This window comes from Streptomyces sp. NPDC006332, assembly GCF_040612855.1.
Classification (GTDB): Bacteria; Actinomycetota; Actinomycetes; order Streptomycetales; family Streptomycetaceae; genus Streptomyces.
This window is the reverse complement of record NZ_JBEXRA010000013.1, coordinates 149739-176594: the sequence shown is the minus strand read 5'-3', so window position 1 is coordinate 176594 and position 26856 is coordinate 149739. Positions and strand designations below refer to the sequence as shown.

Genomic DNA, 26856 nt, shown 5'->3' with positions numbered 1-26856 from the left:
GCGTGTGGATCGAACAGAGAGGGGCAAGGGGCGCGAGAACTGAAACCGATTCCGCGACGTTCCGAGGACGGACACCCCCGACCCGGCCCCGACCCACCCCCGAACGGCAGGCGCACCACGCACCCGCACCTACGCCCCGGTCAACTCCACCTGCACCTCAACCTCCACCGGCGCATCCAACGGCAGCACCGCCACCCCCACCGCACTCCGCGCGTGCACGCCCTTGTCGCCCAGCACCTCACCCAGCAACTCACTCGCGCCGTTCACCACACCCGGCTGCCCCGTGAAGTCCGACGCCGAGGCCACGAACCCGACCACCTTCACGACACGCGCGACACGGTCGAGGTCACCGGCCACGGACTTCACCGCGGCCAGCGCGTTCAGCGCACACGTACGCGCCAGCTCCTTCGCCTCCTCGGCCGTAACCTCCGCACCCACCTTCCCGGTGACCGGAAGCTTCCCGTCCACCATCGGAAGCTGGCCGGACGTGTACACGTACACGCCCGACTGCACGGCCGGCTGGTACGCGGCCAGCGGCGGCACGACATCAGGAAGACGAAGGCCCAGCTCGGCCAACCGAGCCTCGACCGCGCTCACGCCTTCTCCCGCTTCAGGTAGGCCACCAACTGCTCGGGGTTGTTCGGCCCGGGCACGACCTGGACAAGCTCCCAGCCGTCCTCGCCCCAGGTGTCCAGAATCTGCTTCGTGGCGTGGACGAGCAGTGGCACGGTTGCATATTCCCACTTGGTCATGCGGCCGACTGTAGCCGCTGCCCACTCCGCATCCGCAGCCACGTTTGTCCACAGCCTCCGGCGTAGCCCGCGCGCGGACTGGTTAGGCTCGAATACGTGAGCAGGCTCCAGGTCGTCAGCGGCAAGGGCGGGACCGGAAAGACCACGGTCGCCGCAGCCCTAGCGCTGGCCCTCGCCACCGAGGGGAAGCGGACGCTTCTCGTCGAGGTCGAGGGTCGGCAGGGCATCGCGCAGCTCTTCGAGACGGAAGCGCTTCCCTATGAGGAGCGCAAGATCGCCGTCGCGCCCGGGGGCGGGGAGGTGTATGCCCTGGCCATCGACCCCGAACTGGCCCTTCTGGACTACCTCCAGATGTTCTACAAACTGGGGAGCGCGGGCCGAGCCCTGAAGAAGCTCGGCGCGATCGACTTCGCCACCACCGTCGCGCCCGGCCTGAGAGACGTACTCCTCACAGGCAAGGCCTGCGAGGCAGTGCGCCGCAAGGACAAGAGCGGCCGGTTCGCCTACGACTACGTCGTGATGGACGCACCCCCCACCGGCCGTATCACCCGCTTCCTCAACGTGAACGACGAGGTCGCGGGACTCGCCAAGATCGGCCCGATACACAATCAGGCGCAGGCCGTGATGCGGGTGCTGAAGTCGGCGGAGACGTCGGTGCACCTGGTGACGCTGCTGGAGGAGATGCCCGTCCAGGAGACGGTGGACGGGATCGCCGAGCTGCGGTCCGCGAGGCTGCCGGTGGGGCGGATCATCGTGAACATGGTGCGGCCGGAGGTGTTGGACGCGGCCGACCTGGAACTCGTACGGAAGGCCCCGCGGACGGCCGTCGCCCGCTCTCTGTCGGCAGCCGGGCTCGGCGGCGCACGACGTGGCGGGAACGCCGAGCGGCTGATCGATCCGCTGGTGGCGCAGGCCGACGAGTACGCCGAACGGTACGCGCTGGAGCACGAGCAGCGGGTGGTGCTCGGCGAGCTGGACCTGCCACTGCACGAACTGCCACTGTTCGCCGAGGGGATGGACTTGGCGGGCCTCTACGAACTGGCCACCGACCTGCGGGAACAGGGGATGTCATGAGCCCGAACACACACCCGCAGAGCACCCCCCACCCACAAGACCCAGCCCACGCCCCGCACGCTCAAGACACCCCGCCCCGTCAAAACGTCCCGCACGCTCAAGACGCCCCCCGCCACCACCTCTCCCCCACCCGCGTCCTCGACATCGATCCCCTCCTCGACGACCCGGAGACCCGCATCGTGGTGTGCTGCGGCTCCGGCGGCGTCGGAAAGACCACCACCGCCGCCGCGCTGGGCCTCAGGGCGGCCGAGCGCGGCCGGAAGGTAGTAGTCCTCACCATCGACCCGGCCCGCCGCCTCGCCCAGTCGATGGGCATCGACTCGCTCGACAACGTCCCCCGCCGAGTGAAGGGCGTCAACGACGCCGCGAACGGCGAACTGCACGCGATGATGCTGGACATGAAGCGCACCTTCGACGAGATCGTCGAGGCGCACGCGGATCCGGAGCGGGCCGCCGCGATCCTGAACAACCCCTTCTACCAGTCGCTCTCGGCGGGCTTCGCAGGCACGCAGGAGTACATGGCGATGGAGAAGCTGGGGCAGCTGCGCTCCAGGGACACCTGGGACCTGATCGTCGTCGACACGCCCCCGTCCCGCTCGGCGCTCGACTTCCTGGACGCCCCGAAGCGCCTGGGGTCCTTCCTGGACGGCCGGCTGATCCGGCTGCTGACGGCCCCGGCGAAGCTGGGCGGCCGCGCCGGGATGAAGTTCCTGAACGTCGGAATGTCGATGATGACCGGCACCCTCGGCAAGCTGCTCGGCGGCCAGCTCCTCAAGGACGTCCAGACGTTCGTGGCCGCGATGGACACCACCTTCGGCGGCTTCCGCACCCGCGCGGACGCGACGTACAAGCTGCTCCAGGCGCCCGGGACGGCGTTCCTGGTGGTCGCGGCGCCGGAGCGGGACGCGCTGCGGGAGGCCGCGTACTTCGTGGAGCGGCTGGCCGCCGAGGACATGCCGCTGGCCGGCTTGGTGCTCAACCGTGTCCACGGCAGCGGCGCCACCCACCTGTCGGCCGAACGGGCACTCGCCGCCGCGGAAAATCTTGAAGAGCCCCGCATTGTGGATCAGGGGGACGGGAAAGCAGTTCGTAACTCTCCCGACACGTCCGGCAGTTCAGAACCTCCTGCTCCCGCCGAAGGCTCCCCCACAGCCACGGACCAGGACGACACGAACCCGGCCGCCACGGTTGAGGACACCACGGTTCAGGACGCCCCAGGGCAAGAACCCGCACCGCAGGACCACCCGAAGCATGACCAGGAACGATCCGTCGAACAACTGACCGCAGGCCTGCTGAGACTGCACGCCGAGCGCATGCGGCTGCTCTCCCGCGAGCAGCGCACCCGTGACCGCTTCACCGCGCGCCACCCCGAGGTGGCGGTGGCCGAAGTGGCCGCACTGCCCGGCGACGTCCACGACCTCACGGGGCTGCGGGACATCGGCGACAGACTCGCGGCCAAGCGGCCGGAACTGCCCGAGACCGGGGCAGACACCTGAGGCGGGGGGCCTCAGCTCACCGCCGCGTAGTGCTCGTAGACCTCGTCGTCGTCGAGAGGCAGGATGCCCGCCCCCCGCTCGTACTCCGTACGCGCGGTCTCCAGCAGTCGGCGCCAGGAGGTAACGGTCGGTCGCCTGCGCAGCAGTGCGCGGCGCTCCCGCTCCGTCATCCCTCCCCACACACCGAACTCGACGCGGTTGTCGAGCGCGTCGGCCAGGCACTCCGTGCGCACCGGGCAGCCGGTGCAAACCGCCTTGGCCCTGTTCTGCGCTGCTCCTTGAACAAACAGTTCATCCGGATCGGTAGTGCGGCAGGCCGCCTGCGCACTCCAGTCGACTACCCAGCCCATACCGGCGCCGTCCTCTCCCGAATCGAGGCTCCCCCACGGCGGCAGCGGCATATTCACCGCAGCCAGTTGAGGACGTTACGGAAGGTGGGCACAGCGCAACACCCCCTTCGGGCCCAATCTTGAATGGCCCGAACGGACTATGGGGAAGCGGCAGATCACCCGGGGGAGTGAGCTGACGACATACGTGACTATCCCGGCGAAACCGGGACAGTTATGTTGCGTCACAACGGGCACCAGGTGACACACAAGGCGGATTCGGACACGCCCCCGCCAAAAAAGTTGGGGAACCTCCGGAACGATTCGGGGTCGCCGGACGTATTGATACGTAGCCCTACAGCTGTGACAGTTGAGAGCAGCTTAGGCCAAGGCCTGCACGCGTGTCCGGCGAATGAGAACGTAGGCTGCCCCCATGCCAAAGAAGCGTTCGGGCGGTGGACTGTCCTCCACGCAGCAGGCCGCGAAGTTCCTCGGTGTCAGTGTCCTCGCGGGAGCCGTGATGGCAGGCATCGCGCTGCCCGCGGCGGGCGCACTGGGGCTCGCAGCCAAGGGGTCGGTGGAAAGCTTCGACGAGCTCCCGGCCAACCTGAAGACACCGCCGCTGAGCCAGCGCACCACGATCCTCGACGCCGACGGCGGCCAGATCGCCACGGTCTACTCGCGCGACCGCACAGTGGTCGGGCTCAAGGACGTCTCGCCGTACATGCAGAAGGCGATCGTCGCGATCGAGGACTCGCGTTTCTACCAGCACGGCGCGATCGACCTGAAGGGCGTGCTGCGCGCGCTCAACAAGAACGCGCAGAGCGGCGGCGTCTCGGAGGGCGCCTCGACGCTCACCCAGCAGTACGTGAAGAACGTCTTCGTGGAGGAGGCCGGTGACGACCCGACGAAGGTCGCGCAGGCCACCCAGCAGACGCTCGGCCGCAAGATCAAGGAGCTGAAGTACGCGATCCAGGTGGAGGAGGAGCTCGGCAAGAAGAAGATCCTCGAGAACTACCTGAACATCACGTTCTTCGGCCAGCAGGCCTACGGCGTCGAGGCCGCCGCCCAGCGCTACTTCTCCAAGCACGCCAAGGACCTGACCCTCGCCGAGTCGGCGCTGCTGGCCGGCATCGTGCAGTCGCCGAGCCGTTACGACCCGATCAACGACGAGGCCGAGGCCACCAAGCGGCGCAACACCGTGCTGCGGCGCATGGCAGAGGTCGGCGACGTCCCCCGGGCCGAGGCCGACAAGGCGATGAAGGAGCCGCTGAGCCTGAAGGTCAGCAAGCCCAGGAACGGCTGCATCACGGCCGTGCGGGGTGCCAGCTTCTTCTGCAAGTACATCGGGAAGGTGTTCCTCAGCGACCCGGCCTTCGGCAAGACCAAGGAGGCGCGGGCCAAGCTCTGGAACCAGGGCGGTCTGACCATACGGACGACGCTCGACCCCAAGGCTCAGGACTCGGTCGAGAAGTCGATCAAGGACCACGTCTACAAGAGCGACAAGGTGGCCGCGGCCTCCACGCTGGTCGAGCCCGGTACCGGCAAGATCCTCGCGATGGGCCAGTCCAAGCCCTTCGGCTACGGCAAGAACGAGACGGAGTACAACTTCTCGGTCAACGCGGCGATGGGCGGCTCCAACTTCGGGTTCCCGACGGGGTCGACGTTCAAGCCGTTCCTGGCCGCGGCGGCGCTGGAGGACGGCAAGCCTCCCACGCAGGAGTACCCCGCGCCGTACCAGATGCCGTACCCGGCGAAGGTGCAGTCCTGCAGTGGGAAGCCCTGGATCAACGACAAGGGCTACAAGCTCGAGAACGAGAGCGAGACCGAGGTCGGTCCCTACGCGCTGAAGGAGGCCATGGCCAAGTCGGTCAACACCTACTTCGTGGAGATGCTCGCCGAGATCGGCATGTGCCCGGTGGTGAAGATGACCGACGCGCTCGGCGTGGTGCAGGGCAACGGCACCAAGGTCCCCGAGGTGCCCTCGTCGATGACGCTCGGTTCGACGGGTCTGTCGCCGCTGACGATGGCGAGCGCCTACGCGGCCTTCGCCAGCCGGGGCATGTACTGCACCCCGGTCGCGATCGAGTCGATCACCCAGACCGTCGCCGGCGACAAGAAGTCGCTCGAGGTGCCCAAGTCGACGTGCTCGCGCGCGATGAGCGAGAAGACCGCGGACACCATAAACACGCTGCTGCGCGGCGTGGTCGACTCCGGTACGGGCCAGTTGGCCGGGCTGTCGGGCCGGGAGAGCGCCGGCAAGACGGGTACGACGGACCTGCGGAAGAACGCCTGGTTCGTCGGCTACACCCCGAACATGTCGGGCGCCGTCTGGGTCGGCAGCGGCACCCAGAAGGTCCAGATGACCGACATCACCATCGGCGGCACCTACCACGCCGAGGTCTACGGCGGTGACACCCCCGGCCCGATCTGGCGGGACGCCATGGCCGGCGCGTTGGACGGCAAGCCGGTGGAGACCTTCAACCTCGTCAACATCCCGGACCCCAAGAAGAACGACGGCAACAAGGGGGACAAGGGCAAGGGAAAAGGCAACGGGAACGGCGACGGTGACAACGGTGACGGCAACGGCCTCATCGGCGGCCTGACCGACGGCGGCGCGAACGGCGGCGGCCAGCCGACGCCCACCTTCAGCTTCCCCGACGGCTTCTTCCAGGGCAACGGCAACGGCGGAAGGCGCGGCTGACAGGTCCTCGCGCCCCGACCGTTCTCACCGGGGCGCCATGAGAAGGGGCCCGGCATCTGCCGGGCCCCTTTTCAGGTCACGACCTCAGGTCACGGCCTCAGGTCACGACCTCATGTCACGGCGGCGGAAAACCGCTTCCTCCTACGGGCCTCACGCAAGCAGCGGGGCCGTCCACCTTCTGCCGCTCCCCCTGCGGGAGCGAGCGATCTGCTCTCAGCCGGCCAGCAGCTTCTTGACCGCGGCGGCCACGCGGCCGCCCTCGGCCAGGCCGGCCACCTTCGGGTTCACGATCTTCATGACCGCGCCCATGGCCCGCGGCCCCTCGGCACCGGCCGCCTTCGCCTCCGAGACGGCCTGGGCGACGATCTCGTGCAGCTCCTCGTCGGACAGCTGCTTGGGCAGGTACGCGGCGAGGACCTCGCCCTCCGCCTTCTCCCGCTCGGCGCTCTCCGGACGGCCACCCTGCGCGAAGGCGTCCGCGGCCTCGCGGCGCTTCTTCGCCTCGCGGGTGATCACCTTCTGCACCTCGTCGTCGGAGAGCTCGCGCTTGGTCTTGCCGGCGACCTCCTCCTTGGTGATCGCGGCGAGCGTCAGCCGGAGCGTCGAGGAGCGGAGCTCGTCGCGCTCCTTGATGGCGGAGTTGAGGTCGTCCTGCAGCTTCGACTTGAGCGTGGTCATGGGTTTGATTGTCGCAGGTGTCGCGGCCCGCACGCCCGCTCATTTAAGGGGCGTAGGCGCACGGGGTACGGTCGGGGTCTGACACGATGGACGTATGCGAGCGCGATACGGAGTACCTCTGTCGATCGCGGCGGCCGGCGCCGCCGGTCTGGTGTACGCGGCGGGCTTTGAAGCCCGCTCGTTCCGCCTCCGACGAGTGACGGTCCCCGTCCTCCCGTCCGGAATGCGCCCCCTGCGCGTACTCCAGGTCTCGGACATCCACATGGTCGGCGGCCAGCGCAAGAAGCAGCGGTGGCTGCGTTCGCTGGCGGGCCTGCGCCCCGACTTCGTGATCAACACCGGGGACAACCTCTCCGACCCGGAGGGCGTGCCTGAGGTCCTGGACGCCCTCGGCCCGCTGATGGAGTTCCCGGGGGCGTACGTCTTCGGCTCCAACGACTACTACGGCCCCAAACTCCGCAACCCCGCACGGTACTTGTTCGAGAAGGCCCAGGGCCGCCACGGACTGAACGGCAACGCTCCCGCCGTCAACGCCGTCCACAACCCGTGGGAGGACCTGCGTGACGGCTTCGACGCGGCGGGCTGGCAGAACCTGACCAACACCCGCGGCGCGCTGAAGATCGAGGGCGTGTCGATCGAGCTGACGGGCCTGGACGACCCGCACATCAAACGGGACCGCTACCCCGAGGTGGCCGGCGGCCCGTCCGGCACCGCCGACTTCTCGATGGGCGTCGTCCACGCCCCCTACCTGCGGGTCCTGGACTCGTTCACGGCGGACGGCTATCCGCTGATCCTGGCCGGCCACACCCACGGGGGCCAGCTGTGCCTCCCCTTCTACGGCGCCTTCGTCACCAACTGCGACCTGGACGTGGACCGGGTGAAGGGCCTGTCGAAGCACGCGGCCCAGGGCCGTACGGCGTACCTCCACGTATCGGCGGGCTGCGGCACCAACCGCTACACGCCGGTCCGCTTCGCCTGCCCACCGGAGGTCACGCTGCTGACGTTGGTGGGGCGGGAGTAGCCGACAGGGCCGGGCGCCGGGCACGCCCCCGGTACCCTCGGTCGCCCTGGACCACGCCTCCCCGAGCCCCACCTGCCCCCGCACCAAAACCGGATTTCGTCTCCAGCCACCAGTGGGCTAAAGTAAACGACGTCGCCGCGACGAGCAGCGACAATCGGGGTGTAGCGCAGCTTGGCAGCGCGCTTCGTTCGGGACGAAGAGGTCGTGGGTTCAAATCCCGCCACCCCGACAGTGCAGTACCAGTTCAGGGGCCTGATCCGCATCGCGGGTCGGGCCCCTGAGTGGTTTGTGGGGCCATCTTGGGAGCCGACTCGAAACGTGGCTTCCGAGGGCGCGTCCCCGGTAGGCGCGTGCCCTGCTTCCAGGACGCGACGCCGACGCACTGCGGGCAGAGGCCCCGCCGCGGAATGGGCACTCGGCGAAACCGGTAGCCCGTGCGGCTCCAGCCCCTCAAGTACCTGATCTTGTGGGAGAGCCTGGAGGGCACGGCCATCGGTATAGCGGAGGTCGGGGGGTCTGCGGTGGCGGTGGGTCGGGGAGATGCGCGGCTACTTGAGGTCGATCGTTCGGACCGGCTGCCCGGTGGTGCGGGCGATGGTTTCGAAGTCGCGGTCGTAGTGCAGCAGCATGAGTCCTGCTTCCTCTGCGGCTGCGGCCACGAGGAGGTCGACGGCTCCGGCGCTGTGGTGCTCACCCTTGGTGGTGAGCTCGCGCTGGACGACGCGGGCGCGCCGGTAGATGCCGTCGGGCATGGGGCACCAGGTGAACTGGTTCAGCCGTTCCTGGATGGCCTCGCGGTCTGTCGCGGAACGTGCGGAGTAGAGGACTTCCAGTTCGGTGAGGTCGCACAGGGCGATCAGACCGGCGCCCATCCTCTGCTCCCACTCTTCGGTTGCCTGACGCAGCACAACGCGAGCCAGGGCCGACGTATCGATGAGGTAGTCGGCAACGCTCACCGGGCGGAACCACCTCGATAGTTGCGCTTGTCCAGGAGGAATTCGGCGTCGAGGGCGCCTTCATCCGCGAGATCCTGCAGCTCATGCAGGGCACGCAAGCGACGGTTGCGTGCGACGATCTCACGTAGGGCGGTGTTGATGGTGTCCCGCTTCGTGGAAGTGCCCAGCTCCTTCGCTGCGGCGTCCAACGCGTCGTCGTCGAGATCGATGACGGTTCTGCTCACGAGCCCACCTCCGTATACATCAACTAGTGTATCAATATACATGATCGAATGTATACGTGGAGGATGGTCGGAACCAGTCTGACGCTTGCCGACCGACGAGCACCCCAGGGTTCAAATCCCGCCGCCCCAACAGCTGAGTAGCAGGTCAGAGGGCCCTTGTCGGGTAAGCAAGGGCCCTCTGGCGTTGCTGCGTGTCTGTCTGCGCGGCTACGGCTCCGGGGCGCGCCGATTCGAAGGCGGTCATGCTCCGGGGTCACGGCAGGAAACGGTGGCCGGAGCTACTGCATGACCCGGCTCAGTGGCCCTTCTCGCTGAACCAGTCGATCAGGCCCTGGGCCGTGTTGTGGGGGGAGTCGATGCCGGGCATCTCGTCGGTGACGGGCTCGGTGCTGCGGGGGAACATGATCTGCTCGTACTCGGTGAGCGCCGTTTCGATGTCGTCGGGGTGGGCGGCGAGGGCTTCGCCGAGGTCGGCGCCGTCGAGCATGGCCAGGTTGGCGCCCTCGCCGTTGGGTGCCGCGAGGTGGGCGGCGTCGCCGAGCAGGGTCACGCCCGGCACCCGGTCCCATCGGTGCCCGGACGGCAGGGTGTAGAGGGGGCGCAGGACCGGCGGGACGTCGCTGTCCGTGATCAGCGCGGTGAGCTCCGGCGCCCAGCCGTCGAATTCCTGCGCGATCCGCGCGGTGGCTGTGGCGGCATCGGCGAAATCGATGGCGGCGAACCAGTCCTGCGGCTCGGACAGCCCCACGTAGGCGTGCAGGGTGTCGTCCTTTTCCCGGTGAGCGAAGATCTCCCTGCCTGGCGAAGGAACGATCAGCATTCCGCCGCCGACCGCTTTCGCGGTGGCCGGGTGGCGTGTGTCGGCGTGCAACAGGTAGGTCTCCACCATTGATTTGCCGATGTACTCGGGTGTGGCGGTGGACAGCAGCGGCCGGACCCTTGACCAGGCGCCGTCCGCGCCGACCAGCAGGCTGGTGACGACGGTGGCGCCGTCGGCGAACGTCACCTCGTGGCGCCCCTCGCCGAGGGCACGGATGCGGCTGACCTTGTGCCCCCACCGCACGGTGCCTGCCGGGAGTGAGTCGAGCAGGACCCGTCGCAGGTCGCCGCGCTGCACCTCGGGGCGTCCGCCCGTGCCGTCGTCGGCTTGGTCGAACCGCACGGTCCCGTCCCGGTCGAGGATCCGCAGCGCCTGGCGGCCCTCCAGGACGATGGCGTGGAACTCGTCCATCAGGCCGGCCGCCTTGAGTGCGAGCTGCCCGTTGTAGTCGTGGATGTCGAGCAATCCGCCCTGTGCGCGCGCCGAGGGGGAGGACTCGGCCTCGTAGACCGTGACCGGGACGCCGTGGACGTGCAGGACGCGGGCCAGCGTGAGTCCGCCGAGTCCGGCGCCGATGATCGTGACGGGGGTGTGCATGGTGGCTCCTTCGGGATCGGGCAGCCGGTGAGCTCCGGCCTGCCGTCACTGGAAAGGTGCCAACTCCCGCCGACGAGCCACTGACATCCGACCGACAGCCCCGACAGTGCTCCGACATGGCGCCGACACCCCAGATCAGTCGGCTGTCAGGTGAACAGTCGTTGTGTGGACCTGCGGGGGCCGTACGGGAGCGAAATGCGGGTGCGCGCTGACCACAGGGTGCTGATAGTTGCGACATGGATGCGATTGACGCTGCGCGTGCCGTTGTGGAGGAACACCATCCTGACGCTCGCGCGGCGTTCCTGGGAGGCAGCGTCGTGACAGGCCGCCGCACGGCGACCTCTGACCTCGACATCGTTGTGCTCCTGCATGGAGCCCCGGCCCCGTATCGGGCGAGCTTCCGGCACGATGACTGGCCGGTGGAGCTGTTCGTGCACACCGAGGAGAGCTGGTACGCGTACGTCGGACGAGAAATACGTAAGCGCCGGTCACCCCTCCTGTGGATGTGTGCCGACGGGCTGCTGCTCCTCGACACCGACGGAGCTGGGGCGCGACTCAAGGACGAAGCCCGGAGGTTGACCGCGGCAGGACCGCCGCCTGTGCCGGCTGACGCGGTCGAGGACCGCCGTTACGCGATCACCGACCTCCTCGACGATCTCTCGGGGAGTGCCGACCAGAGCGAGCGGCTGTTCATCGCCACTGAACTGGTCCGCCGGACAGGGGAGTTGGCGCTGATCTCGGGCGGGTCTTGGGGTGGAGGCGGGAAGTGGCTGGCACGGCGCCTGGAGTCCACGGCGCCGGGGCTCGGCACGCGTCTGCAGCACGCCGTTCGTGAGGTGCTGGAGGGGCGGGACGATTCTCTCGTCGGTGTGGTGGACGAGGTGCTGGAGCGGGTCGGGGGCCGGTTGTGGGAGGGCTACAGGCGTGGTGGTGGGACGCCGTGAGGGCACGTCACGGCACCCCTCGGCTGCGACTCCAGGCGCGGATTCGCGATCGCCGGATGCCGGATGCCGGTGCGTGGTGTGCGGCTGCGTCGGCACGGTTGCGGTCACGATCTACGGCCGGCCTACTGGCCCGCCCGGGACAAGGCAGAATCGGTGGGATGAGCTGGATAACGGTCGCAACTACCGCTGTTGGCATCGTGGGGGGAGCCGGCGCGACCTTGAGTGTGGAACACATTCGCTGGCGCCGCACTGTCGCTGATCGCGTGTTCCAAGATCGCCGGGACTTGTACGTCGACTGCATCGTCACGATCCGGCGAGCTCACGAGGCCATGCGGGGCGTGGTCACGGACGGTCAGACGTCCGCGGAGCTGGCGGCAGGCGTGCGAGAGGCTTTCCGTGCCTCCGGGTGCGATGAGGCCCGAGAACGCATGTTCCTGATGGACGTCTCGAACGAAGTCGAGGTCGCGGTGACAGCGTCGTACCACACGCTGCGTGAGGTACGGGAGGTGCTGGCCCATGGTCACGGACTCACGTCCAGCGAGTACAACACCGCCAGGGAAGCTCACGGAAACGCGACACGGGCGGCGCGTGAGGTGCTTCGCCGCGATCTGAGTGCCGATCGCCGGTAATGCGGTGCGGTGCAGCACACAACTGCGCCGCCTGACGATATCCGCGTGCAGTTCGTAGGAGGTCTCGGAGGATGTCACCCGTGGACGTGAACGAGACGCGGGACGAGTATGTCGAGCGCTTCCGCGCCCTCGTACGCGAAGGGCTCGGTGCACTCTTCGTCCCGGGTCGGATTCCGAGCTTGGCAGGCGGGCGCATGGAGCACTTCGCCGTCGTGGAGAGGGATACGTCGGTTCACGCGGAGACCCGGTTCTCCTTCCGCGGCCGCCGTTTCCGATACGAGCGACAGATCTGGCCGCCCGACTTTCCGCTGGAGATCAAGACCGCCCTCTACATCGAACACCTGAGGGAACGGGTCCTCACCGGCCGCTACCAGGAGGGGGCGGACCCGGAGGCCGACATCGAGATCTAATGCCCCGACAGACAACGTTCGCCCCGTCGCCACGCCCGGCACGCCCTCTCGCGAGGAGAGCGTCAGGATTCCCAAGGCTGGGAGTTCTGGGACGTAGTCCGTCAGGGCGAGCGCGTGGGCGTCCGAGGTGCGCGGTCGGTGACGGAGACAGAGCACGGTCGTGTCTTCCGTAGCAGAAGGCGAGGGCTCACCCGCCTCGGCGGACCGGCGGAGCTGGTCAGGTGTTGATCGTGCGGAGGAAATGGTCCGCGTCGTCCGGCTCGGCCAGGCGACGGAGCTCCAGCCAGGAACCGTCGGGGAAGCGGAGCCTGACGGTGGCGTAGCCTCGCGGCTGGTTCGGGTCGGCCTCGATGTGCGTGTCGTCGGAGGAGAACTCCGCAAAGGTGTGGAAGTCGGCTGCCTTGGTGGGGGACATGGTGCGGCGCGGGGAGGCGGCCAGGCAGACGCGGTCGCGGGTCAGCAGCACCAGGCGTTTGGGGTTGGGCGAGTGGCCGTACCAGCGCAGCAGCAACTGTCCTGCGGTCAGGTTCCAGTCACCGTCGAAGATGGGGCTGGTCGGGTCGTTCTCAGGGCGGCCGCTCGGGGTGACGGGGCGGGTGCGGTTTCCCTCGCCGGAGGGCTGACCGCTCAGCATGTCGCCGAGCTTGTCGACCAGCATCATCGGCACCACGATGAAGAAGAACACGACACCACCGACGTACAGCAGCCACGGATGCCCCGGCTTCAGTCGTCCTTTGCCTGCCGCTCGGTGAACCGCCTGGGGAGGCGCGGGGATCGGCTTGCCTATCTCGCACCAGACCAGGGCCACGGGGTCCTCGCCCAGGATCTTCCGGGCCCGCCGCCGTACCTTGCGCTTCGCCATGGTGGAGAGCCTAGGCGGCGGGAGGGGGAGGGGGAGTGCGGCGGTGCCTGTTGGAGGCGCGTTCCGCTCGCGCTCTTCATCGAGCCCAGCAAAGCTCATCGAGAGTCGTCGAGAGCCATCGAGTGTGCGGAGCATACGGAAGGGGCGACCGTCGACACCTCCGCCCACACCGTCTTGCCCAAGGGGTGGCGAGGGGACGCGCCCCAGCGCACCGACAGGACGTCCACCAGGAACAGGCCGCGGCCCGACTCGCCTTCGGGGCATGACGACGGCGGGGCCGTGGGCGGGTGTTTCGCGGTCGCGGCGTCCGCGACCTCGATGCGGACCAGGTCCAGCGGCTCCTCGAGACTGAGGCTGAGACGGAAGTCGTGTCCCGGTACGCGGCCGTGCTGTACGGCGTTCGCGGCGAGTTCGCCTACGACGAGGGCGACCGCGCACGACGCGTCCGACTCCGGCGCGTGTCCCCACTCCTCCATGCACCGCACGGCGAGGCGTCGCGCGAGGTTGGCGCCTCGGGGGGAGGAGGTGAACTGCGCCGTGAAGGCCGGGTGTTCGGTGCTTCTCTGAAAGCCTTCGCCATAACTGGTCGTTCCTGTCAGCACAGCGTTTCCGTCCTTGCCTTCGAGTCCTGAGGCGTCTCGCTGTGTGCACGAGTCGCCACGTTCCGTACTCAAGCATCGGCAGACAGCCCTAGTCTCAAAAGGTGACGCAGCCTTATCTTTCGGTGCGTAAGGAACGGAAGTGACGCCTTGGCCAACGGAATTGACCCCAGTACGTCCATGGCGGCGCTGTTCGGATCGCGAGTGCGCAAACTCCGTACAGCGGCCGGAATGACCCAGGAGGAAGTCGGTCAGAAAACGCACGTTGTGAGCACTCGGATCACGCAGATCGAGCGCGCCTCCGGGGCGAAACCGACGCTGGAACTCGCACGGGCGCTCGACGCGGTTCTCGGTGCGGACAATCTGCTGGTCGAGTTGTGGCCGTACGTGTACCGGGAGACGTTCCCGGACTGGTCGCGGAAGTTCATCGCGTACTCGGAGCGCGCGGTGTCCATTCGTGAGTACTCGGCGCACGTGGTGCCGGGCCTGTTACAGACGAGGGAGTACGCGAGAGCCGTTCTCAGCGTCGGCGTGACACTGAGCGGTGACGAGCAATTGGACGAGCGTCTCACCGCCCGCATGACACGGCAGGAGCGGCTCGGTTCGCCGGACCGGCCGGAGCTGTGGGTGGTGCTCGACGAGGCGGTTCTCAGACGTCCGGTCGGTGGACGCGAGGTGATGCGTACGCAGTTGGAACGGCTGCTCGAAGCGGCGGCGGAACGCCACATCACCGTGCAGGTACTGCCGTTCGACCAGGGCGAGCACGACGTGATGGGCGGGTCGTTGACGGTTCTGACGCTGCCGGACGGCTCGGAGGTCGCTTATACGGAGGGTGCGCACTACGGCCAACTCATCGAGGATCCGGCCGAGGTCGGGCGCTTCGCGTTGACCTACGATCGGCTACGGGCGGGAGCCCTGCCCCCGCTCATGTCGCTCGACATGATCCGATCCGCGATGGAGGGCTACAACCGTGGAACGAAAGTCCCATCCCGATCTGAGCGCCGTCGTGTGGCGCAAGAGCAGCTACAGCAATCAGGAGGGCGGCAACTGCGTGGAGGTGGCCGACGGCCACCCCGGCGTCGTGCCCGTCCGTGACAGCAAGGTCCCGCACGGTCCGGCGTTGTGCTTCGGCGCCGGCTCCTGGGCCGCCTTCTTGGGTGAGGTGAAGGCCGGGCGCCGGCGTCCCTGAGGCCGCCCCCTGACACCTCCTGACACGGCGCTGACAGCTGTCGACGACCCCTGTCAGCGCCGTGTCCGGGCCCTGTCAGCGAGACCCGGCATCGTCATGGTCATCGAGAACGACGAAGACCTGACGAGGAGTTGTTGATCATGGCGTACGCGATCCGGGCCGAGGGACTGGTCAAGAAGTACGGCGACTTCACCGCCCTGGACGGCGTCGATCTGGAGGTTCCGGCCGGGAAGGTCGTCGGGGTCCTGGGCCCGAACGGGGCGGGCAAGACCACCACCGTGCGCATCCTGGCCACGCTGATGCGGCCCGACGGCGGACACGCCACCATCGGCGGCCACGACATCGTCAAGGACCCGATCAGGGTCCGGCAGCTGATCGGGCTGACCGGTCAGTTCGCGTCCGTGGACGAGACCCTGTCCGGCACCGAGAACCTGGTGCTCATCGGGCGGCTGCTCGGCCTGTCCCGGCGTGACGCGAAGGCGCGGGCCGCCGAACTCCTGGAGAACTTCTCCCTCGCCGAGGCGGCCCGCAAGCCGATCGCCACCTTCTCCGGCGGTATGCGACGGCGTCTGGACCTCGCCGCCTCCCTGGTCGGCCGGCCCCAGGTGCTCTACCTGGACGAGCCCACCACCGGCCTGGACCCGCACGCCCGGCAGGAAGTTTGGGACGTCGTACGGCAGTTGGTCGCCGACGGCTCCACGGTGCTGCTCACCACCCAGTACCTGGAGGAGGCCGACCAGCTCGCCGACTCCATCACCGTCTTCGACAAGGGCCGCAAGGTCGCCGAGGGCCGGCCCGGTGAGCTCAAGCGCCGCGTCGGCGGCCAGATCCTCCAGGTCCGGCCCACCGTGACCGCCGATGTGCCGCAGGTCGCCGGGATACTCGCCGAGCTGACCGGGCACTCCCCCGCCCAGGAATCCGGCGTACTCACCGTGCCGGCCGACGATCCGCTGGTGGTCGCCGCGGTCGCCCGCCGTCTGGACGGCGTCGGCATCACCGCCGACGAACTCGGCCTGCGGCTGCCCAGCCTGGACGAGGTCTTCCTCGCGCTGACCGGACACGCGCCCGCCGTGAGCAACGGCCGGCCCGTCACCGCCGACCAGCCCGTCTCCGTCTGAGCCCCCAGCGCACCCGCTCCGCGCACCCGTTCCGCGCACCCGTTTCGCGCAGACTTCCTTTCCCGAGAGGACCCCGCCATGAGCACCCAGCCGCTCAGCACTCAGCCGCTCAGCACTCAGCCGCTCCGCACCCACGCCGAACTCCCCGGCCGTGTCGGCCTCGCGCAGACCGCCCAGCACAGCCTCGCGCTCGCCGGCCGCAGCGTCACCAAGTTCATGAAGTCGCCGATCCAGCTGGTCGACGTGATCCTCACCCCGATCATCAGCCTGCTGATGTTCGTCTACCTCTTCGGGGACGCCATGTCCGGCGGTGACACCGACCGCTACCTGCAGCTCGTCACTCCCGGCGTCATGGTCATGGCCGTCTTCCAGGCCAGTGTCGGCATCGGCGCCTCGCTCAGCGCGGACGCCAGTACCGGGATATTCGACCGGTTCCGCAGCATGCCGATCGCCCGGTCCAGCCCCCTGATCGGCGCCGTCCTCGCCGACATCATCCGCTACGTCGTCTGTCTGGGTACCCTGGTCGTCCTCGCCCTGATCATGGGCTACCGCGTCCAGACCGGTCCGGTCGCCTCGCTCGCCGCGCTCGGCCTGCTCATCGGCTTCGCCCTCAGCTTCTCCTGGATCTCGGTGTACCTCGGCATGCTGATCAAGAACCCCGCCTCGGTCCAGGGCCTCATGACCATCCTGATCCTGCCGCTCACCTTCGCCAGCAACGTCTTCGTCCCCAGGGACGACATGGCCGGCTGGCTCCAGGTCTGGTCCGACGTCAACCCCGTCTCCCTGGTGTCCGACGCGGTCCGCGGCCTGCTCAACGGGGGTCCGGTCGCCGATTCCCTGGCCGGCACCTTCGCCTGGATGGCCGGCGTGATCGTGGTCTTCTTCCCGCTGGCCATGCGCGCCTACCGCAAGAACGCCGGATGATCCGCCGGTGACAGCCCTGCCGGGCGGGGTCCGCACCCACGGTGCGGACCCCGCCCGGCTGTCCGTATCGCACCGGCCTGACCGCAGGGCTCCTCGTCAGACTCGCGGCGCCGCCCTCAACGTCTCCGCCTCCAGCCACCGCAGGGCGTCCTCACGGGAGTACGCGACCCCTTCCTCGTACGCCTTCTTGAAGCCCTCCTCGCCCAGGGTCGCCACGATGCGGTCGACCAGCTCGCGCCACTCCGGCTCGCCCCAGTCGAAGGCGCCGCGCATCACCTGGCTCATGCCGAGCGACCTGGCGCCGTCTTCCGGAGCTCCCTCCAATGTCCTTATCCCGCCGAGCAGTTCGGCCACCCAGGCGAGCGCGGCGCCCGCTCCCTGGCCGAACAAAGCGCCGGCCGCCTCGGGCAGCAGGGCCCTGGCCCGCACCGGGTCCCCCTCGGCGAGACGGTTCTCGATACGGGTACTGACGATCAGGTCGCGGGCCAGTTCCCTGAGGGAGGGGCGCCTGACGCTCAGCGCCTCCAGACGGTCGAGGGTCGCGTCGGACTGCGCCAGGTCGCCGGCTCTGCGGTGCACATTGGCCAGTCCCACGAGGATGTTGGCCTCCAGGCGCAGCTGTCCGTGCTCGCGGGCCTCCCGGTGGGCGGCGTGCAGATCGCGGAAGGCGCCCGCCAGGTCTCCGCTGCGGCGGCGTTCGCGGGCGAGTCTGGTCTTGCTGAGGTAGAGGTAGTCCTCGGTGCCGAGTTCGGAGCTGAGTGCCACGGTCCGTTCGAAGGTGGCGATGGCCTGCGCATACTCGCCGCGCAGGGAGTGGTCGCGGCCGATCGGGAGCAGGCTCATCACCAGCCCCCAGCGGTCGCCCACCTCCTCGAAGCCGCGCAGGGCCTCGATCCGGGACTCGGCGCCGGTGACCAGGTCGCCCTGTTCGGTGAGGGCGAAGTCCCGGGCCAGGTGGGCGCTGGCCCGCACCCAGGGATCGGGCGAGTCCAGGGGGTCCTGGTCCGCGGTCGCGTCCGGCCCCGACGCGCCGGCGGCGAAGGAGACCTGGGACATCCGCAGGAGCAGTGCGGCCGGATGGAACTCACGTGCCGTCGCCGACTCGCCCTCGGTGCTCGTGCGTTCACCGCCCGCTGCCCGTACGGAGTCCCGCGCGGGTGCGGAATCCCGCGCGGGTGCGGAACCCCTCGCGAGTGCGGAACCCCCCGTCGTTACGGAGTCCCGCGCACGGCCGTCATCAGGTGCCCGTACGGAATCCGGCCCGCCCACCTCCGCCAGATAAGTGTCGAGCTGCGTGCTCATCCCCCTGATCGCCCAGTACCAGAACATCGCCCCGGCGAAGCGTGCGACCAGGTTCCCGTCCCGGGCGTCGGCGACCGAGCGCAGCGCGAGGACGAGGTTGTCGTGTTCGGCGTCGAAGACCTCGATCGCCCGCAGCTGTTCGCGGGTACGAAGGCGGGGTTCGTGTTCCTCCGCGAGGGCCAGGAAGTACGCGGCGAAGCGCTGGGTGACGGCGTTGTGGGACTCGGTGTCGGCGAGCTGCCTCGCCGCGTACGCGCGTACCGTCTCCAGCATGCGGTAGCGCGGCTCGCCGGCCCCTTCGTCGGCGCTTTCGACCAGCGATTTCTCGACCAGGGCGTCCAGGACGTACGGGATGTCGGCGGCCGGCAGCGACGGGTCGGCGCAGACCGCTTCGAGCGCGGAGACGGTCGCGCCGCCCGGGAACACCGACAGTCTGCGGGCGAGGATCCGCTCGGGTTCGTCGAGCAGGTCCCAGCTCCACTCGACGAGCGCGAGCAGGGTGCGCTGGCGGGGCAGGGCGGTGCGGCTGCCCGAGGAGAGGAGGCGGAAGCGGTCGTCGAGGCGGCGCGCGATCTGCTCGACGCTCATCGAGCGGAGTTTCGCCGCGGCCAGTTCGAGGGCGAGCGGCATCCCGTCGAGCCGTCGGCAGATCTCGACCACGGGGTCGATGGTCACGTCGTCGAGCGTGAAGTCCGGTCGGACCTTGGCGGCCCGGTCCACGAAGAGGCGTACGGCGGGCGACTGCGCGGCCTCGGCGGGCTCCGGTGATCCCGTCGGTACGTCGAGGGGGCCGAGGTGGCACAGGGTCTCGCCGGTGATGGCGAGGGCCTCGCGGCTGGTGACGAGGAGCCGTAACTCCGGGAGCTGGTCGAGGAGTTCGGCGGCGAGTTCCGCGGCCGCCTCGACGAGGTGCTCGCAGTTGTCGAGCAGGAGCAGGGCGTCGCCGCTGCCGAAGAGCTGGGCCATGCGCTCGACCGGGGTGGCCCGCTGCCCCTGGCCGGCGTCGTAGAGGCGGCCGTCGGTGGAGCCGAGGGCGCCGAGTACCGCGTCGGCCAGCTGGTCCGGTGCGCTCACACCGGCGAGCGGCACGAACCAGACGCGGCCGCGGGCGTGGGCACGGTCCCGGGTGGCCGCTTCGAAGGAGAGCCGGGTCTTGCCCGCGCCACCGGGGCCGACGATGGTGATGAGCCGGTTGTGGACCAACTGCGCGCCGAGCCTGCTCAGTTCGTCGTCACGGCCGACGAAGCTCGTCAGCCTGGCCGGGAGGCGGCTCGCGACGGCCTCGGCCCGCTCGACGGGTGTCTCCAACTCACCTCGAAGCAGGGCGAGATGGACCTCCCGTAGCTCGCCGGACGGAAGGACGCCGAGTTCGTCGTCCAGCCGCTCCCGTATCGCCTCGTACACCGCGAGGGCGTCGGACTGCCGTCCGGCCGCGGACAGCGCCCGCATCCGCAGTGCGGCGACCCGCTCGCTCAACGGCCGCTCGGTTCCGGCCGCTTCGAGGTCGACCAGCACCTCTCCGTACCGGCCGAGCCGCAGCTCGGCGTCGAAGCGGTCCTCGGCCGCCGCGGTCCGCAGATCGTCGAGCCGGGTCGCGACGGGCCCGGCGAAAGGGGCGTCGAGGACATCAGCGAGCGCCGCGCCCCGCCACAGTCCGAGGCCCGCCCCGAGCAGCGAGGACGCCTCGCCGGGCCGCCCGGCCGCGAGTTCCCGCCTGCCCCTGGCGGTCAGGTCCTCGAAGCGGTGAACATCCACGTCCTCGGCCCGCACCGGGAGCCGGTAGCCGCCGGACACGGACTCCACCGCCGCGGACCCGCGCAGCGCCCTGCGCAGCCGGGACACCAGCGCCTGCAGCGCGTTGGCCGCGTCGGCGGGCGGCTCCTCCCCCCACAGGCCGTCCACGAGCGAGTCGACGGACACCGTCCGGCCCTCTTCGAGGGCGAGCCTGGCGAGGAGCATCCGCAGCCGGACGCCACCCACCTCGACCGGCGTCCCATCGTCGGCGTACACCCGAATCGGTCCCAGCAGCTCTACGCGCACGACGGCGCCCCTCCCCCTCTGACCGACCGGCCCCTACCGTGTCGATCACTTCCAACGCCGAGTCAGCATCACCCAACTGACGCCCCTGGTAAAGGGTTTCAGGTGCCGGGCGGCACCTCGGTGTGCGGTGCCGACGCGCCGACGGCCGTCACCGGCCCGTCCGGGCACCCACTGATCGATGTCCGACGAGGCGCCACTGACATCGCGGCGGTCCACCGCGCCTGGCACACCAGCCAGGTCTTCCACGGCAGCCCACGCCCCGGCGCGGTCGCCTGATCACCCGGCGTCGATCACGCGCCCACTGGTAAGGAGTGCGATACCAAGAGTATGGTCTCTTGTATGGCGACAAAGAAGGTGACCGTGACGATTCCCGAGGATCTCCTGGACGAGATCCGTGCGGACGCGGCAGAGCGTGGCCTGTCGGCGTACGTCGCCGAGGCGCTGCGCTTCAAGCGCGACCGGGACCGGCTCCGGGAACTGGCCGACTGGCTGCAGGAAGAACACGGCCCCGTCACCGAGGACGAGCATGCGGCAGCGCTGGACGAGCTGGAGGAGCTCGACGCCGAACACGAGCGGCGTCGAACCACCGGAAAGCACAACGCCGGAGAGGCTGCGTGAAGAAGCGGGCAGGTAAGCACGGGCAGAGGCCGCTCCGTATCTTCGTCCTCGACTGTGAAGCACTTTCCCTGGCAGTGCGTGGCGACCGGAAGATGATCGCCTGGTTCGACCTCGCGGCCCAGGGTGAGGCCGAGGTCGTGACGTCCCCGATGACACTGGTCGAGGCGTACGACGGCAGAACGACCGAGCAGCGCTGGGACTGGGTTCTGTCCCGACTCCAGGTCGCTGACATCGGAAAGGACGAGGCCCGCCAGGCACGCCGACTCCTGACGGACGCCACGTTGCACGGCCACAAGCACGCGATCGACGCGGTGCTCGCCGTCATCGCACGACAGCAGAAGGGACAGGTCACCGTCTTCACCTCGGACGTCGACGACCTGGAGAGGCTGCTCCCGGACACCATCGTGGTCAAGAAGGTGTGAGTGGGCCGGCTCGTACCCCTCGAGCGCCCGCTCCGTCGCAGGCCGGCTCGACTGTCGAGCTCAGGTGTCGCCCTTCGGCAGCCGGCCGTTCGCCGGTGTACTGAACGGGTCGAACGATGTTGACGGCGCCTGCGAGCGACGGCATGATGACCGACTGCGTGGCCTACGCCGAACCTCCCATGACCGTCCCCAGCACGGTCTCCCGTCGGAGGCAAAGGGACCAGCGTCTCAGGTCGTTGTCGCAGCCCGATCGCCTCGGGCGAGGTTGCTGGGGAGCCGTCGCTCAAGGCGTGGAAGGCCGCGATGACAGCCCGTAGGAACTTCAAGCGCCAGGTGCGTGCCCGCGCCGCCAAGACCGGCGAGTCCTACACGTCCGCCCTCCGGCACTTCCGTCCGACTCCCTCAGGAGACGTCATGCCGGAAGCAAGGAATCCCCTGAGCGTGCGGCTCGCCGTTGCGCAGACCCCCGTACGCGAGGACCCCCGAGACGTGGAAGCGCTGCGCGAAAGCGGGCGTGCGGTCCGTGCGCTGATGCGCGAGGCCAGTGCTCAGGGAGCGAGGATCGTGCACTTCCCGGAAGGCGCGATCTGCTTTCCCAGCAAGTTCGTCATGTCCGTCGACGGCCCGGACACGGTCGGCCCGGCGGACTGGGACCGGTGCCAGTGGCCGGTGCTCCGGTCGGAGTTGGCCACGATCGCCGAGCTGGCCCGAGAGGTGCGGTTGTGGACGGTGATCCCCTCGGTGCACCGCTTGAGCGGCCCGAACCGCCCGCACAACAGCCTGTACGTCATCTCCGATCGCGGCGAGGTCGTCACGCGTTACGACGAGCGCCTGCTGTCGAAGACGAAGGTCTCGTACATGTACTCGCCGGGCGTCTCACCGGTGACCTTCGAGGTCGACGGTGTGCGCTTCGGCCTGCTGCTCGGCATGGAGATCCACTACCCGGAGTTGTTCGCGGAGTACGAGAAGCTGGATGTCGACTGCGTCCTGTTCTCCACCAGCGGCACCCCGGGCAACACCGCCGCCCAGGCCCAAGGCCACGCGGCGGTCAACAGCTACTGGGTCAGCTTGGCAGTGCCGACACAGGACAGCACCACGTCCGGAGTCGTCGCTCCCAACGGCGACTGGCTCGCGCGGTGCCCCGCGGGCGACTCGCCATCGGTGGCCGTGGTGAACCTCGACGACAGTTCCGAGGCCGCCACCTGGGCACTGACCTACGCGCGTCCCTGGCGTCGTGAGGCGCGCGCGGGCATCTACACCGAGCACCAGGTGACCGACCCGCGCAGCGAAGACCGGACAGCGGCCTTCTAGTCGTGCCGGCCGGCACCGCACCCGAGCCGGCCAGGCCCCGGTCACGGCCAGCGCTCCAGGTCCGCCGGTTCCTTGTCCGCGAGGGCCCGGCGGGCCGCTGACCTCCCTAAAGAACCGGGGGAAAGAACTACCCGCCCACCCACCCTCCCCGGCCGCACGGCCCGCGTCACCCGTCCGAGTGACCGGCTTGCAGGCGCGGGACACGGGCGGTTACGTTCGCCGCGACAACCGCAAACAGATACGGCCCCCGGCCGGGACTGGCATCCCGAACGAGGGCCTCACCGATCAGGAAGTGAACGCCTTCCCGATGGCTGATCCTCAGTCTAACGCGCGCCTGCGCGCCGACGCCGGAGCTCCGACTTCCGGCGTGATCCACGTCCGCACCCGCCTCACGGCCGACTTCACCGTGATCTCCAACGCCCTCGCCCAGCGACGCGGCAGCGCGGTCACCATCGGCGTCGCGGTGTACATCCTCTCCCTGCCCAGCGGTACTCCCGTGACCATTGCCGCGCTGTGCGAGCACTTCACCGAGGGAGAGATCCTGATCTCGCGGGCGCTGAGGGAACTCGAAGCGGCCGGATACCTGGAACGCAGGCGCGAGCGACTGTCCACCGGGCAGATCCGTACCCGGACGTACTTCTACGACGTTCCTGGCGGGACGCCAGATCCGGATCTGGATCCGGGCCCGGGCGGGCCTCCCGGGCCGCCGAAGCCGCGTCGGGCCAGAAAACAGCGCGCCGCAGGGACGGCTGCGGCCACACCCACGTCCACGTCCGCGAAAGAAACGGAGCAGCGAACAGCGCACGCACCCGCACGGGCCGAGGCGGAGATGCCGACCCCGCTCGCCGACTCCGACCCCGAGGCAGTCGCCGTACTCACGGCGCTGCGCCGGGTCGATCCGCGGCTGATTCTGTCCGAGAAGGAGGCCGCCCGCCTGGCACCGGCCGTCGCGCGGTGGCTCGCGGCGGGTGTGGGCGCGTCCCAGATCACCGAACTGCTCACCGCGGGTCTCCCCGACACCCTCCTTGTCCGTCCCGCGGGGATCCTCGCCTTCCGCCTACGCGAGACGCCCCTGCCTCTGCCCGCCCCACTTCCGTCGGCGCACGCCGTGGAACGTCCGGCGGCTGTCCTGCCCTTCCAGACCTGCGACGGCTGCGAGCGTGCCTTCCGCTCCGCCGCCCCCGGGCACTGCCGCGACTGCCGATCGGGGGGCCGTCTGCGTGCGGCCGGCTGAGCCGGTGGGCGGGTGTGCGGTCAGAACTCGGGTGGGAGCCTTGATGTGCAACGATGCGAAACCCGGCATGAGCGGCGGCATCAAGCGGAGGTGGGGCATGGCCGACAGGTTCAAGGACGGGCTTCTGACACCCACGGAGACCGCCTCCTACCTTGAGATTCCGCAGTCGACCCTCACCTCGTGGCTGAAGGGCAAGGCCGCCGGAGCACCTCTGGTCCACCAGGTCGAGCCGGTACGGAAGGGGCAGCCTTCGGTGCCGTTCATCGCGGTCGCCGAGGCGCACGTCCTTCGTTCCCTGCGGTCCCTGGGGCTCCGCATGAGCGAGATCCGGGAGGCCGCGGCCGCCGTACGGGACGCTTTCGACACCCCGTACGGGCTCGTGTCGCAGCGGATCGCCACGGATGGCGTTGACATCTTCGTAGAGCACGGTTGGGGGGACCTGCGCAGAGCCCGCGACGGTCAGGTCCCCATCGAGGAAGTGGTCTCCGACTATCTCCGGTACCTGACCTGGGAGCCGGGCGACGACTTCCCGTCCAGCCTGCGACTGAGGCAGTACCCGGACTCCGTCCCCGTCGTGATCGATCCGAGGTTCGGCCACGGTCTCCCGGTGGTGGCCGCGAACCGGGTATCGGTCAGGGCCATCACCGATCTGTGGGAGGCCGGGGAGTCCGTCGAGGACATCGCGTACGACTACGACATGACACCCGAGCAGGTGGATGCCCTCTGCCAAGCAGTGGTGCATCTTGCCGCCTGAGTTCTTCCTCGACCGGAACCTCGGCCGCCGTGTCGCAGAAGGGCTGAGAGCCGACGGGCGGACGGTTCACCGCATCGGAGACGTCGGCGTACGCCGTGCGGCACGACCGCATCGAGCGGACGTGGCCGCCCTGACTGGCGGGGCAGCCACCCGAGTCACGACGTCGCCCCGGTCGGCCGGGGGGCCTGGCCCGTGAGGGACTCGGGTCGCAGGATCACCTCCAGTTGTTCCGGGGTGAGGAGGCCGGCCTCGGCGGCGAGGGTCTTGATGGGGCGGCCGGTGGCCAGGGCCTGGCGGGCGAGGGTGGTGCTGGCGGCGTAGCCGATGTGCGGGGCGAGGGCGGTGACCAGGCCGATGGAGCGGTGGACGCTGTCGTGGAGGTGGTCGCGGTTGGCGGTGATGCCGGGGACGCAGCGGGTGGTGAGGGTGTCGCAGGCGGCGCGCAGGTGGGTGAGGGAGCGCAACAGGCTGTAGGCGATGACGGGTTCGAAGGCGTTCAGCTGGAGCTGGCCCGCTTCGGCGGCCATGGTGACGGTCAGGTCGTTGCCGATGACCTCGAAGGCGACCTGGTTGACGACTTCGGGGATGACCGGGTTGACCTTGCCGGGCATGATCGACGAACCGGCCTGTACCGGGGGCAGGTTGATCTCGCCCAGTCCCGCGGTGGGGCCGGACGAGGTCAGGCGCAGGTCGTTGCAGGTCTTGGAGAGCTTCACGGCGACCCGTTTGAGGACGCCGGAGACCTGCACGAAGGCACCGCAGTCCTGGGTGGCCTCGATGAAGTCGCCCGCGGGCTGGACGGGTTCGCCGCTGATCTCGGCGAGGTGGGCGCAGGCGAGTTCGGCGTAGCGGGGGTGGCCGTTGATGCCGGTGCCGATCGCGGTGCCGCCGAGGTTGGATTCCAGCAGCAGGGCGGCGGCCTCGGTGAGGCGTTGGCGGTCCTCCTCGATCATGACGGCGTAGGTGGTGAACTCCTGGCCGAGGGTCATGGGGACGGCGTCCTGGAGCTGGGTGCGGCCCATCTTCAGTACGTCGCTGAACTCCGCCGCCTTGGCGCAGAAGCTGTCGGCCAGGGCCCGCAGGGAGTCGCAGAGCCGCCGTAGTGCGGTGACCAGGGCGAGGCGGACGGCGGTGGGGTAGACGTCGTTGGTGCTCTGGCCCAGGTTGACGTGGTCGAGGGGATGGACGACCTCGTAGCAGCCGCGGGGGTGGCCGAGGAGTTCCAGGGCCCGGTTGGCGATGACCTCGTTGGCGTTCATGTTCGTCGAGGTGCCGGCGCCGCCCTGGACGGGGTCGACGACGAACTGGTCGGCGAGGTGTCCGCCGCCGATCTCCTGGCACGCGGTGATGATCGCCCCGGCGATGTCCGGGGGCAGCAGGCCGAGGTCGCGGTTGGCGGTCGCGGCGGCCTGTTTGACCGCGGCCAGGGAGGCGATCAGGTCGGGGAACTGGGCGATGGTGGACCCGGTGATCGCGAAGTTCTCCACGGCCCGCACCGTGTGCACGCCGTAGTAGGCGTCGGCCGGGACCTCCTTGTCGCCCACCAGATCGTGCTCGACGCGGGTGGTCTGTCCCGTGCCCGGCCGGGGTGATTCCTGTGCGGTCCGTGCCGACCGTTCCGTCTGTGCCGTCTGTGCCCTCTGTGCCGTCTGTGCCGTCTGTGCCGTCTGTGTCATCTGTGCTCCTCGTCGTCGGCCGTCGGTCGTCGGCTTCGGCGGATGTGCCGTCGGCCGGTGCGGCGGTGCGGGACCCCTTGACAGGGCGCCGCCGTGAGGCCCAGTCTTACGGCCCAATACGCAGAGCGCAATATATTGGAACCGTCAGGAGGCACCCAGTGAACGCATCACCCACC

The 26856-nt window shown here is 69.2% G+C and carries 27 protein-coding genes, 1 tRNA gene and 1 pseudogene; 18 read left to right on the top strand and 11 right to left on the bottom strand.

From position 1 onward, the window contains the following. Window positions 1-129: 129 nt before the first annotated feature. On the bottom strand, window positions 130-597 hold the full coding sequence (locus tag ABZ027_RS15075; protein WP_356768184.1) for a RidA family protein: 468 nt from the start codon (window positions 595-597) through the stop codon (window positions 130-132). Next, complete coding sequence (locus ABZ027_RS15070; RefSeq protein ID WP_003967454.1) at window positions 594-752, bottom strand: DUF4177 domain-containing protein; 159 nt, start codon at window positions 750-752, stop codon at window positions 594-596. The genes ABZ027_RS15075 and ABZ027_RS15070 overlap by 4 nt, the downstream gene beginning before the upstream one ends. Before the next feature lie 96 nt (window positions 753-848). On the opposite strand from ABZ027_RS15070, the gene ABZ027_RS15065 reads away from it, so the two are divergent. Together ABZ027_RS15065 and ABZ027_RS15060 are read left to right on the top strand one after the other, a co-directional pair. Next, the gene (locus ABZ027_RS15065) at window positions 849-1826 is read left to right on the top strand and encodes an ArsA-related P-loop ATPase (RefSeq protein ID WP_356768182.1); all 978 of its coding nucleotides are present in this window, start codon (window positions 849-851) and stop codon (window positions 1824-1826) included. Further along, window positions 1823-3322 (top strand): ArsA family ATPase, encoded by a 1500-nt coding sequence (locus tag ABZ027_RS15060; RefSeq protein WP_356768180.1) that lies wholly within the window; start codon window positions 1823-1825, stop codon window positions 3320-3322. Before ABZ027_RS15065 ends, ABZ027_RS15060 begins: the two co-directional genes overlap by 4 nt. Window positions 3323-3333: 11 nt before the next feature. Here the strand turns inward: ABZ027_RS15060 and wblA are convergent, their stop codons facing one another. After that, entirely contained in the window at window positions 3334-3672 is a 339-nt protein-coding gene (wblA, locus tag ABZ027_RS15055; protein ID WP_353692857.1) for a transcriptional regulator WblA, read from the bottom strand. 409 nt (window positions 3673-4081) lie between these two features. Here wblA and ABZ027_RS15050 point away from each other — a divergent pair, with 409 nt between their 5' ends. Further along, entirely contained in the window at window positions 4082-6352 is a 2271-nt protein-coding gene (locus tag ABZ027_RS15050) for a transglycosylase domain-containing protein (RefSeq protein ID WP_356768178.1), read from the top strand. 213 nt (window positions 6353-6565) lie between these two features. Here the strand turns inward: ABZ027_RS15050 and ABZ027_RS15045 are convergent, their stop codons facing one another. Continuing rightward, a complete protein-coding gene (locus tag ABZ027_RS15045) occupies window positions 6566-7030 on the bottom strand; it encodes a GatB/YqeY domain-containing protein (protein ID WP_356768176.1) in 465 nt (154 codons plus the stop codon). A gap of 94 nt (window positions 7031-7124) precedes the next feature. On the opposite strand from ABZ027_RS15045, the gene ABZ027_RS15040 reads away from it, so the two are divergent. Together ABZ027_RS15040 and ABZ027_RS15035 are read left to right on the top strand one after the other, a co-directional pair. Then, window positions 7125-8051, top strand: coding sequence for a metallophosphoesterase (locus tag ABZ027_RS15040; protein ID WP_356768174.1), 927 nt, complete (start codon window positions 7125-7127; stop codon window positions 8049-8051). A gap of 155 nt (window positions 8052-8206) precedes the next feature. Further along, window positions 8207-8280, top strand: a tRNA-Pro gene (locus ABZ027_RS15035). A gap of 319 nt (window positions 8281-8599) precedes the next feature. Here the strand turns inward: ABZ027_RS15035 and ABZ027_RS15030 are convergent. From ABZ027_RS15030 to ABZ027_RS15020, 3 genes are all read right to left on the bottom strand, one after another. Beyond that, window positions 8600-9007, bottom strand: coding sequence for a PIN domain nuclease (locus ABZ027_RS15030; protein WP_356768172.1), 408 nt, complete (start codon window positions 9005-9007; stop codon window positions 8600-8602). Next, a complete protein-coding gene (locus tag ABZ027_RS15025) occupies window positions 9004-9231 on the bottom strand; it encodes a type II toxin-antitoxin system VapB family antitoxin (protein WP_356768170.1) in 228 nt (75 codons plus the stop codon). Before ABZ027_RS15025 ends, ABZ027_RS15030 begins: the two co-directional genes overlap by 4 nt. A 295-nt stretch (window positions 9232-9526) precedes the next feature. Further along, on the bottom strand, window positions 9527-10648 hold the full coding sequence (locus ABZ027_RS15020) for an NAD(P)/FAD-dependent oxidoreductase (RefSeq protein WP_356768168.1): 1122 nt from the start codon (window positions 10646-10648) through the stop codon (window positions 9527-9529). A gap of 236 nt (window positions 10649-10884) precedes the next feature. Between ABZ027_RS15020 and ABZ027_RS15015 the strand changes: the two genes are divergently transcribed. From ABZ027_RS15015 to ABZ027_RS15005, 3 genes are all read left to right on the top strand, one after another. Beyond that, the gene (locus ABZ027_RS15015) at window positions 10885-11592 is read left to right on the top strand and encodes a nucleotidyltransferase domain-containing protein (protein ID WP_356768166.1); all 708 of its coding nucleotides are present in this window, start codon (window positions 10885-10887) and stop codon (window positions 11590-11592) included. A 158-nt stretch (window positions 11593-11750) separates the two neighbouring features. Then, window positions 11751-12221, top strand: coding sequence for a hypothetical protein (locus ABZ027_RS15010; RefSeq protein ID WP_356768164.1), 471 nt, complete (start codon window positions 11751-11753; stop codon window positions 12219-12221). Window positions 12222-12301: 80 nt separating this feature from the next. Then, window positions 12302-12631, top strand: a complete 330-nt coding sequence (locus ABZ027_RS15005) for a hypothetical protein (protein WP_356768162.1) — start codon at window positions 12302-12304, stop codon at window positions 12629-12631. 217 nt (window positions 12632-12848) lie between these two features. Here the strand turns inward: ABZ027_RS15005 and ABZ027_RS15000 are convergent, their stop codons facing one another. Both ABZ027_RS15000 and ABZ027_RS14995 read right to left on the bottom strand, forming a co-directional pair. Further along, a complete protein-coding gene (locus ABZ027_RS15000; protein ID WP_356768160.1) occupies window positions 12849-13493 on the bottom strand; it encodes a hypothetical protein in 645 nt (214 codons plus the stop codon). 95 nt (window positions 13494-13588) lie between these two features. Then, entirely contained in the window at window positions 13589-14095 is a 507-nt protein-coding gene (locus ABZ027_RS14995; RefSeq protein WP_356768158.1) for an ATP-binding protein, read from the bottom strand. Between the two features lie 177 nt (window positions 14096-14272). On the opposite strand from ABZ027_RS14995, the gene ABZ027_RS14990 reads away from it, so the two are divergent. The 4 genes from ABZ027_RS14990 (at window position 14273) to ABZ027_RS14975 (ending at window position 17323) form a co-directional block, all read left to right on the top strand. Continuing rightward, the gene (locus tag ABZ027_RS14990; protein WP_356768156.1) at window positions 14273-15187 is read left to right on the top strand and encodes a helix-turn-helix transcriptional regulator; all 915 of its coding nucleotides are present in this window, start codon (window positions 14273-14275) and stop codon (window positions 15185-15187) included. Next, the gene (locus ABZ027_RS14985; protein WP_356768154.1) at window positions 15099-15281 is read left to right on the top strand and encodes a DUF397 domain-containing protein; all 183 of its coding nucleotides are present in this window, start codon (window positions 15099-15101) and stop codon (window positions 15279-15281) included. Before ABZ027_RS14990 ends, ABZ027_RS14985 begins: the two co-directional genes overlap by 89 nt. A 140-nt stretch (window positions 15282-15421) precedes the next feature. Beyond that, entirely contained in the window at window positions 15422-16399 is a 978-nt protein-coding gene (locus ABZ027_RS14980) for an ATP-binding cassette domain-containing protein (RefSeq protein WP_356768152.1), read from the top strand. 78 nt (window positions 16400-16477) lie between these two features. Further along, the gene (locus ABZ027_RS14975; RefSeq protein ID WP_356768150.1) at window positions 16478-17323 is read left to right on the top strand and encodes an ABC transporter permease; all 846 of its coding nucleotides are present in this window, start codon (window positions 16478-16480) and stop codon (window positions 17321-17323) included. A gap of 96 nt (window positions 17324-17419) precedes the next feature. On the opposite strand, the gene ABZ027_RS14970 is transcribed toward ABZ027_RS14975, so the two are convergent. Next, a complete protein-coding gene (locus tag ABZ027_RS14970) occupies window positions 17420-20665 on the bottom strand; it encodes a BTAD domain-containing putative transcriptional regulator (protein ID WP_356768148.1) in 3246 nt (1081 codons plus the stop codon). Window positions 20666-20824: 159 nt separating this feature from the next. On the opposite strand from ABZ027_RS14970, the pseudogene ABZ027_RS14965 reads away from it, so the two are divergent. The 6 genes and pseudogenes from ABZ027_RS14965 to ABZ027_RS14940 all read left to right on the top strand — a co-directional run. Beyond that, a pseudogene (locus tag ABZ027_RS14965) lies at window positions 20825-20941 on the top strand (restriction endonuclease); the annotation flags it as partial. 63 nt (window positions 20942-21004) lie between these two features. Beyond that, window positions 21005-21283 carry a CopG family transcriptional regulator gene (locus ABZ027_RS14960; RefSeq protein ID WP_356768146.1) on the top strand — a complete coding sequence of 93 codons (279 nt, stop codon included), beginning with the start codon at window positions 21005-21007 and terminating at the stop codon, window positions 21281-21283. Between the two features lie 74 nt (window positions 21284-21357). Continuing rightward, entirely contained in the window at window positions 21358-21705 is a 348-nt protein-coding gene (locus ABZ027_RS14955) for a hypothetical protein (protein WP_356768144.1), read from the top strand. A 303-nt stretch (window positions 21706-22008) separates the two neighbouring features. Further along, the gene (locus ABZ027_RS14950) at window positions 22009-23016 is read left to right on the top strand and encodes a carbon-nitrogen hydrolase family protein (RefSeq protein WP_356768142.1); all 1008 of its coding nucleotides are present in this window, start codon (window positions 22009-22011) and stop codon (window positions 23014-23016) included. Window positions 23017-23323: 307 nt separating this feature from the next. Further along, on the top strand, window positions 23324-24250 hold the full coding sequence (locus tag ABZ027_RS14945; protein ID WP_356768140.1) for a hypothetical protein: 927 nt from the start codon (window positions 23324-23326) through the stop codon (window positions 24248-24250). A 97-nt stretch (window positions 24251-24347) separates the two neighbouring features. After that, window positions 24348-25004: a DUF433 domain-containing protein gene (locus tag ABZ027_RS14940; RefSeq protein ID WP_356768139.1), complete on the top strand. Its 657-nt coding sequence runs from the start codon at window positions 24348-24350 to the stop codon at window positions 25002-25004. Window positions 25005-25159: 155 nt separating this feature from the next. On the opposite strand, the gene ABZ027_RS14935 is transcribed toward ABZ027_RS14940, so the two are convergent. Further along, the gene (locus ABZ027_RS14935; protein WP_356768137.1) at window positions 25160-26680 is read right to left on the bottom strand and encodes an aspartate ammonia-lyase; all 1521 of its coding nucleotides are present in this window, start codon (window positions 26678-26680) and stop codon (window positions 25160-25162) included. Window positions 26681-26856: the final 176 nt, after the last annotated feature.

Coding starts and splice junctions, on each gene's coding strand:
- ABZ027_RS15070 (WP_003967454.1), bottom strand. CDS start 752: ATGACCAAGTGGGAATATGCAACCGTGCCACTGCTCGTCCACGCCACG.
- ABZ027_RS15060 (WP_356768180.1), top strand. CDS start 1,823: ATGAGCCCGAACACACACCCGCAGAGCACCCCCCACCCACAAGACCCA.
- wblA (WP_353692857.1), bottom strand. CDS start 3,672: ATGGGCTGGGTAGTCGACTGGAGTGCGCAGGCGGCCTGCCGCACTACC.
- ABZ027_RS15050 (WP_356768178.1), top strand. CDS start 4,082: ATGCCAAAGAAGCGTTCGGGCGGTGGACTGTCCTCCACGCAGCAGGCC.
- ABZ027_RS15045 (WP_356768176.1), bottom strand. CDS start 7,030: ATGACCACGCTCAAGTCGAAGCTGCAGGACGACCTCAACTCCGCCATC.
- ABZ027_RS15040 (WP_356768174.1), top strand. CDS start 7,125: ATGCGAGCGCGATACGGAGTACCTCTGTCGATCGCGGCGGCCGGCGCC.
- ABZ027_RS15020 (WP_356768168.1), bottom strand. CDS start 10,648: ATGCACACCCCCGTCACGATCATCGGCGCCGGACTCGGCGGACTCACG.
- ABZ027_RS15015 (WP_356768166.1), top strand. CDS start 10,885: ATGGATGCGATTGACGCTGCGCGTGCCGTTGTGGAGGAACACCATCCT.
- ABZ027_RS15010 (WP_356768164.1), top strand. CDS start 11,751: ATGAGCTGGATAACGGTCGCAACTACCGCTGTTGGCATCGTGGGGGGA.
- ABZ027_RS15000 (WP_356768160.1), bottom strand. CDS start 13,493: ATGGCGAAGCGCAAGGTACGGCGGCGGGCCCGGAAGATCCTGGGCGAG.
- ABZ027_RS14990 (WP_356768156.1), top strand. CDS start 14,273: ATGGCGGCGCTGTTCGGATCGCGAGTGCGCAAACTCCGTACAGCGGCC.
- ABZ027_RS14980 (WP_356768152.1), top strand. CDS start 15,422: ATGGCGTACGCGATCCGGGCCGAGGGACTGGTCAAGAAGTACGGCGAC.
- ABZ027_RS14975 (WP_356768150.1), top strand. CDS start 16,478: ATGAGCACCCAGCCGCTCAGCACTCAGCCGCTCAGCACTCAGCCGCTC.
- ABZ027_RS14960 (WP_356768146.1), top strand. CDS start 21,005: ATGGCGACAAAGAAGGTGACCGTGACGATTCCCGAGGATCTCCTGGAC.
- ABZ027_RS14950 (WP_356768142.1), top strand. CDS start 22,009: ATGACAGCCCGTAGGAACTTCAAGCGCCAGGTGCGTGCCCGCGCCGCC.
- ABZ027_RS14945 (WP_356768140.1), top strand. CDS start 23,324: ATGGCTGATCCTCAGTCTAACGCGCGCCTGCGCGCCGACGCCGGAGCT.
- ABZ027_RS14940 (WP_356768139.1), top strand. CDS start 24,348: ATGGCCGACAGGTTCAAGGACGGGCTTCTGACACCCACGGAGACCGCC.
- ABZ027_RS14935 (WP_356768137.1), bottom strand. CDS start 26,680: ATGACACAGACGGCACAGACGGCACAGACGGCACAGAGGGCACAGACG.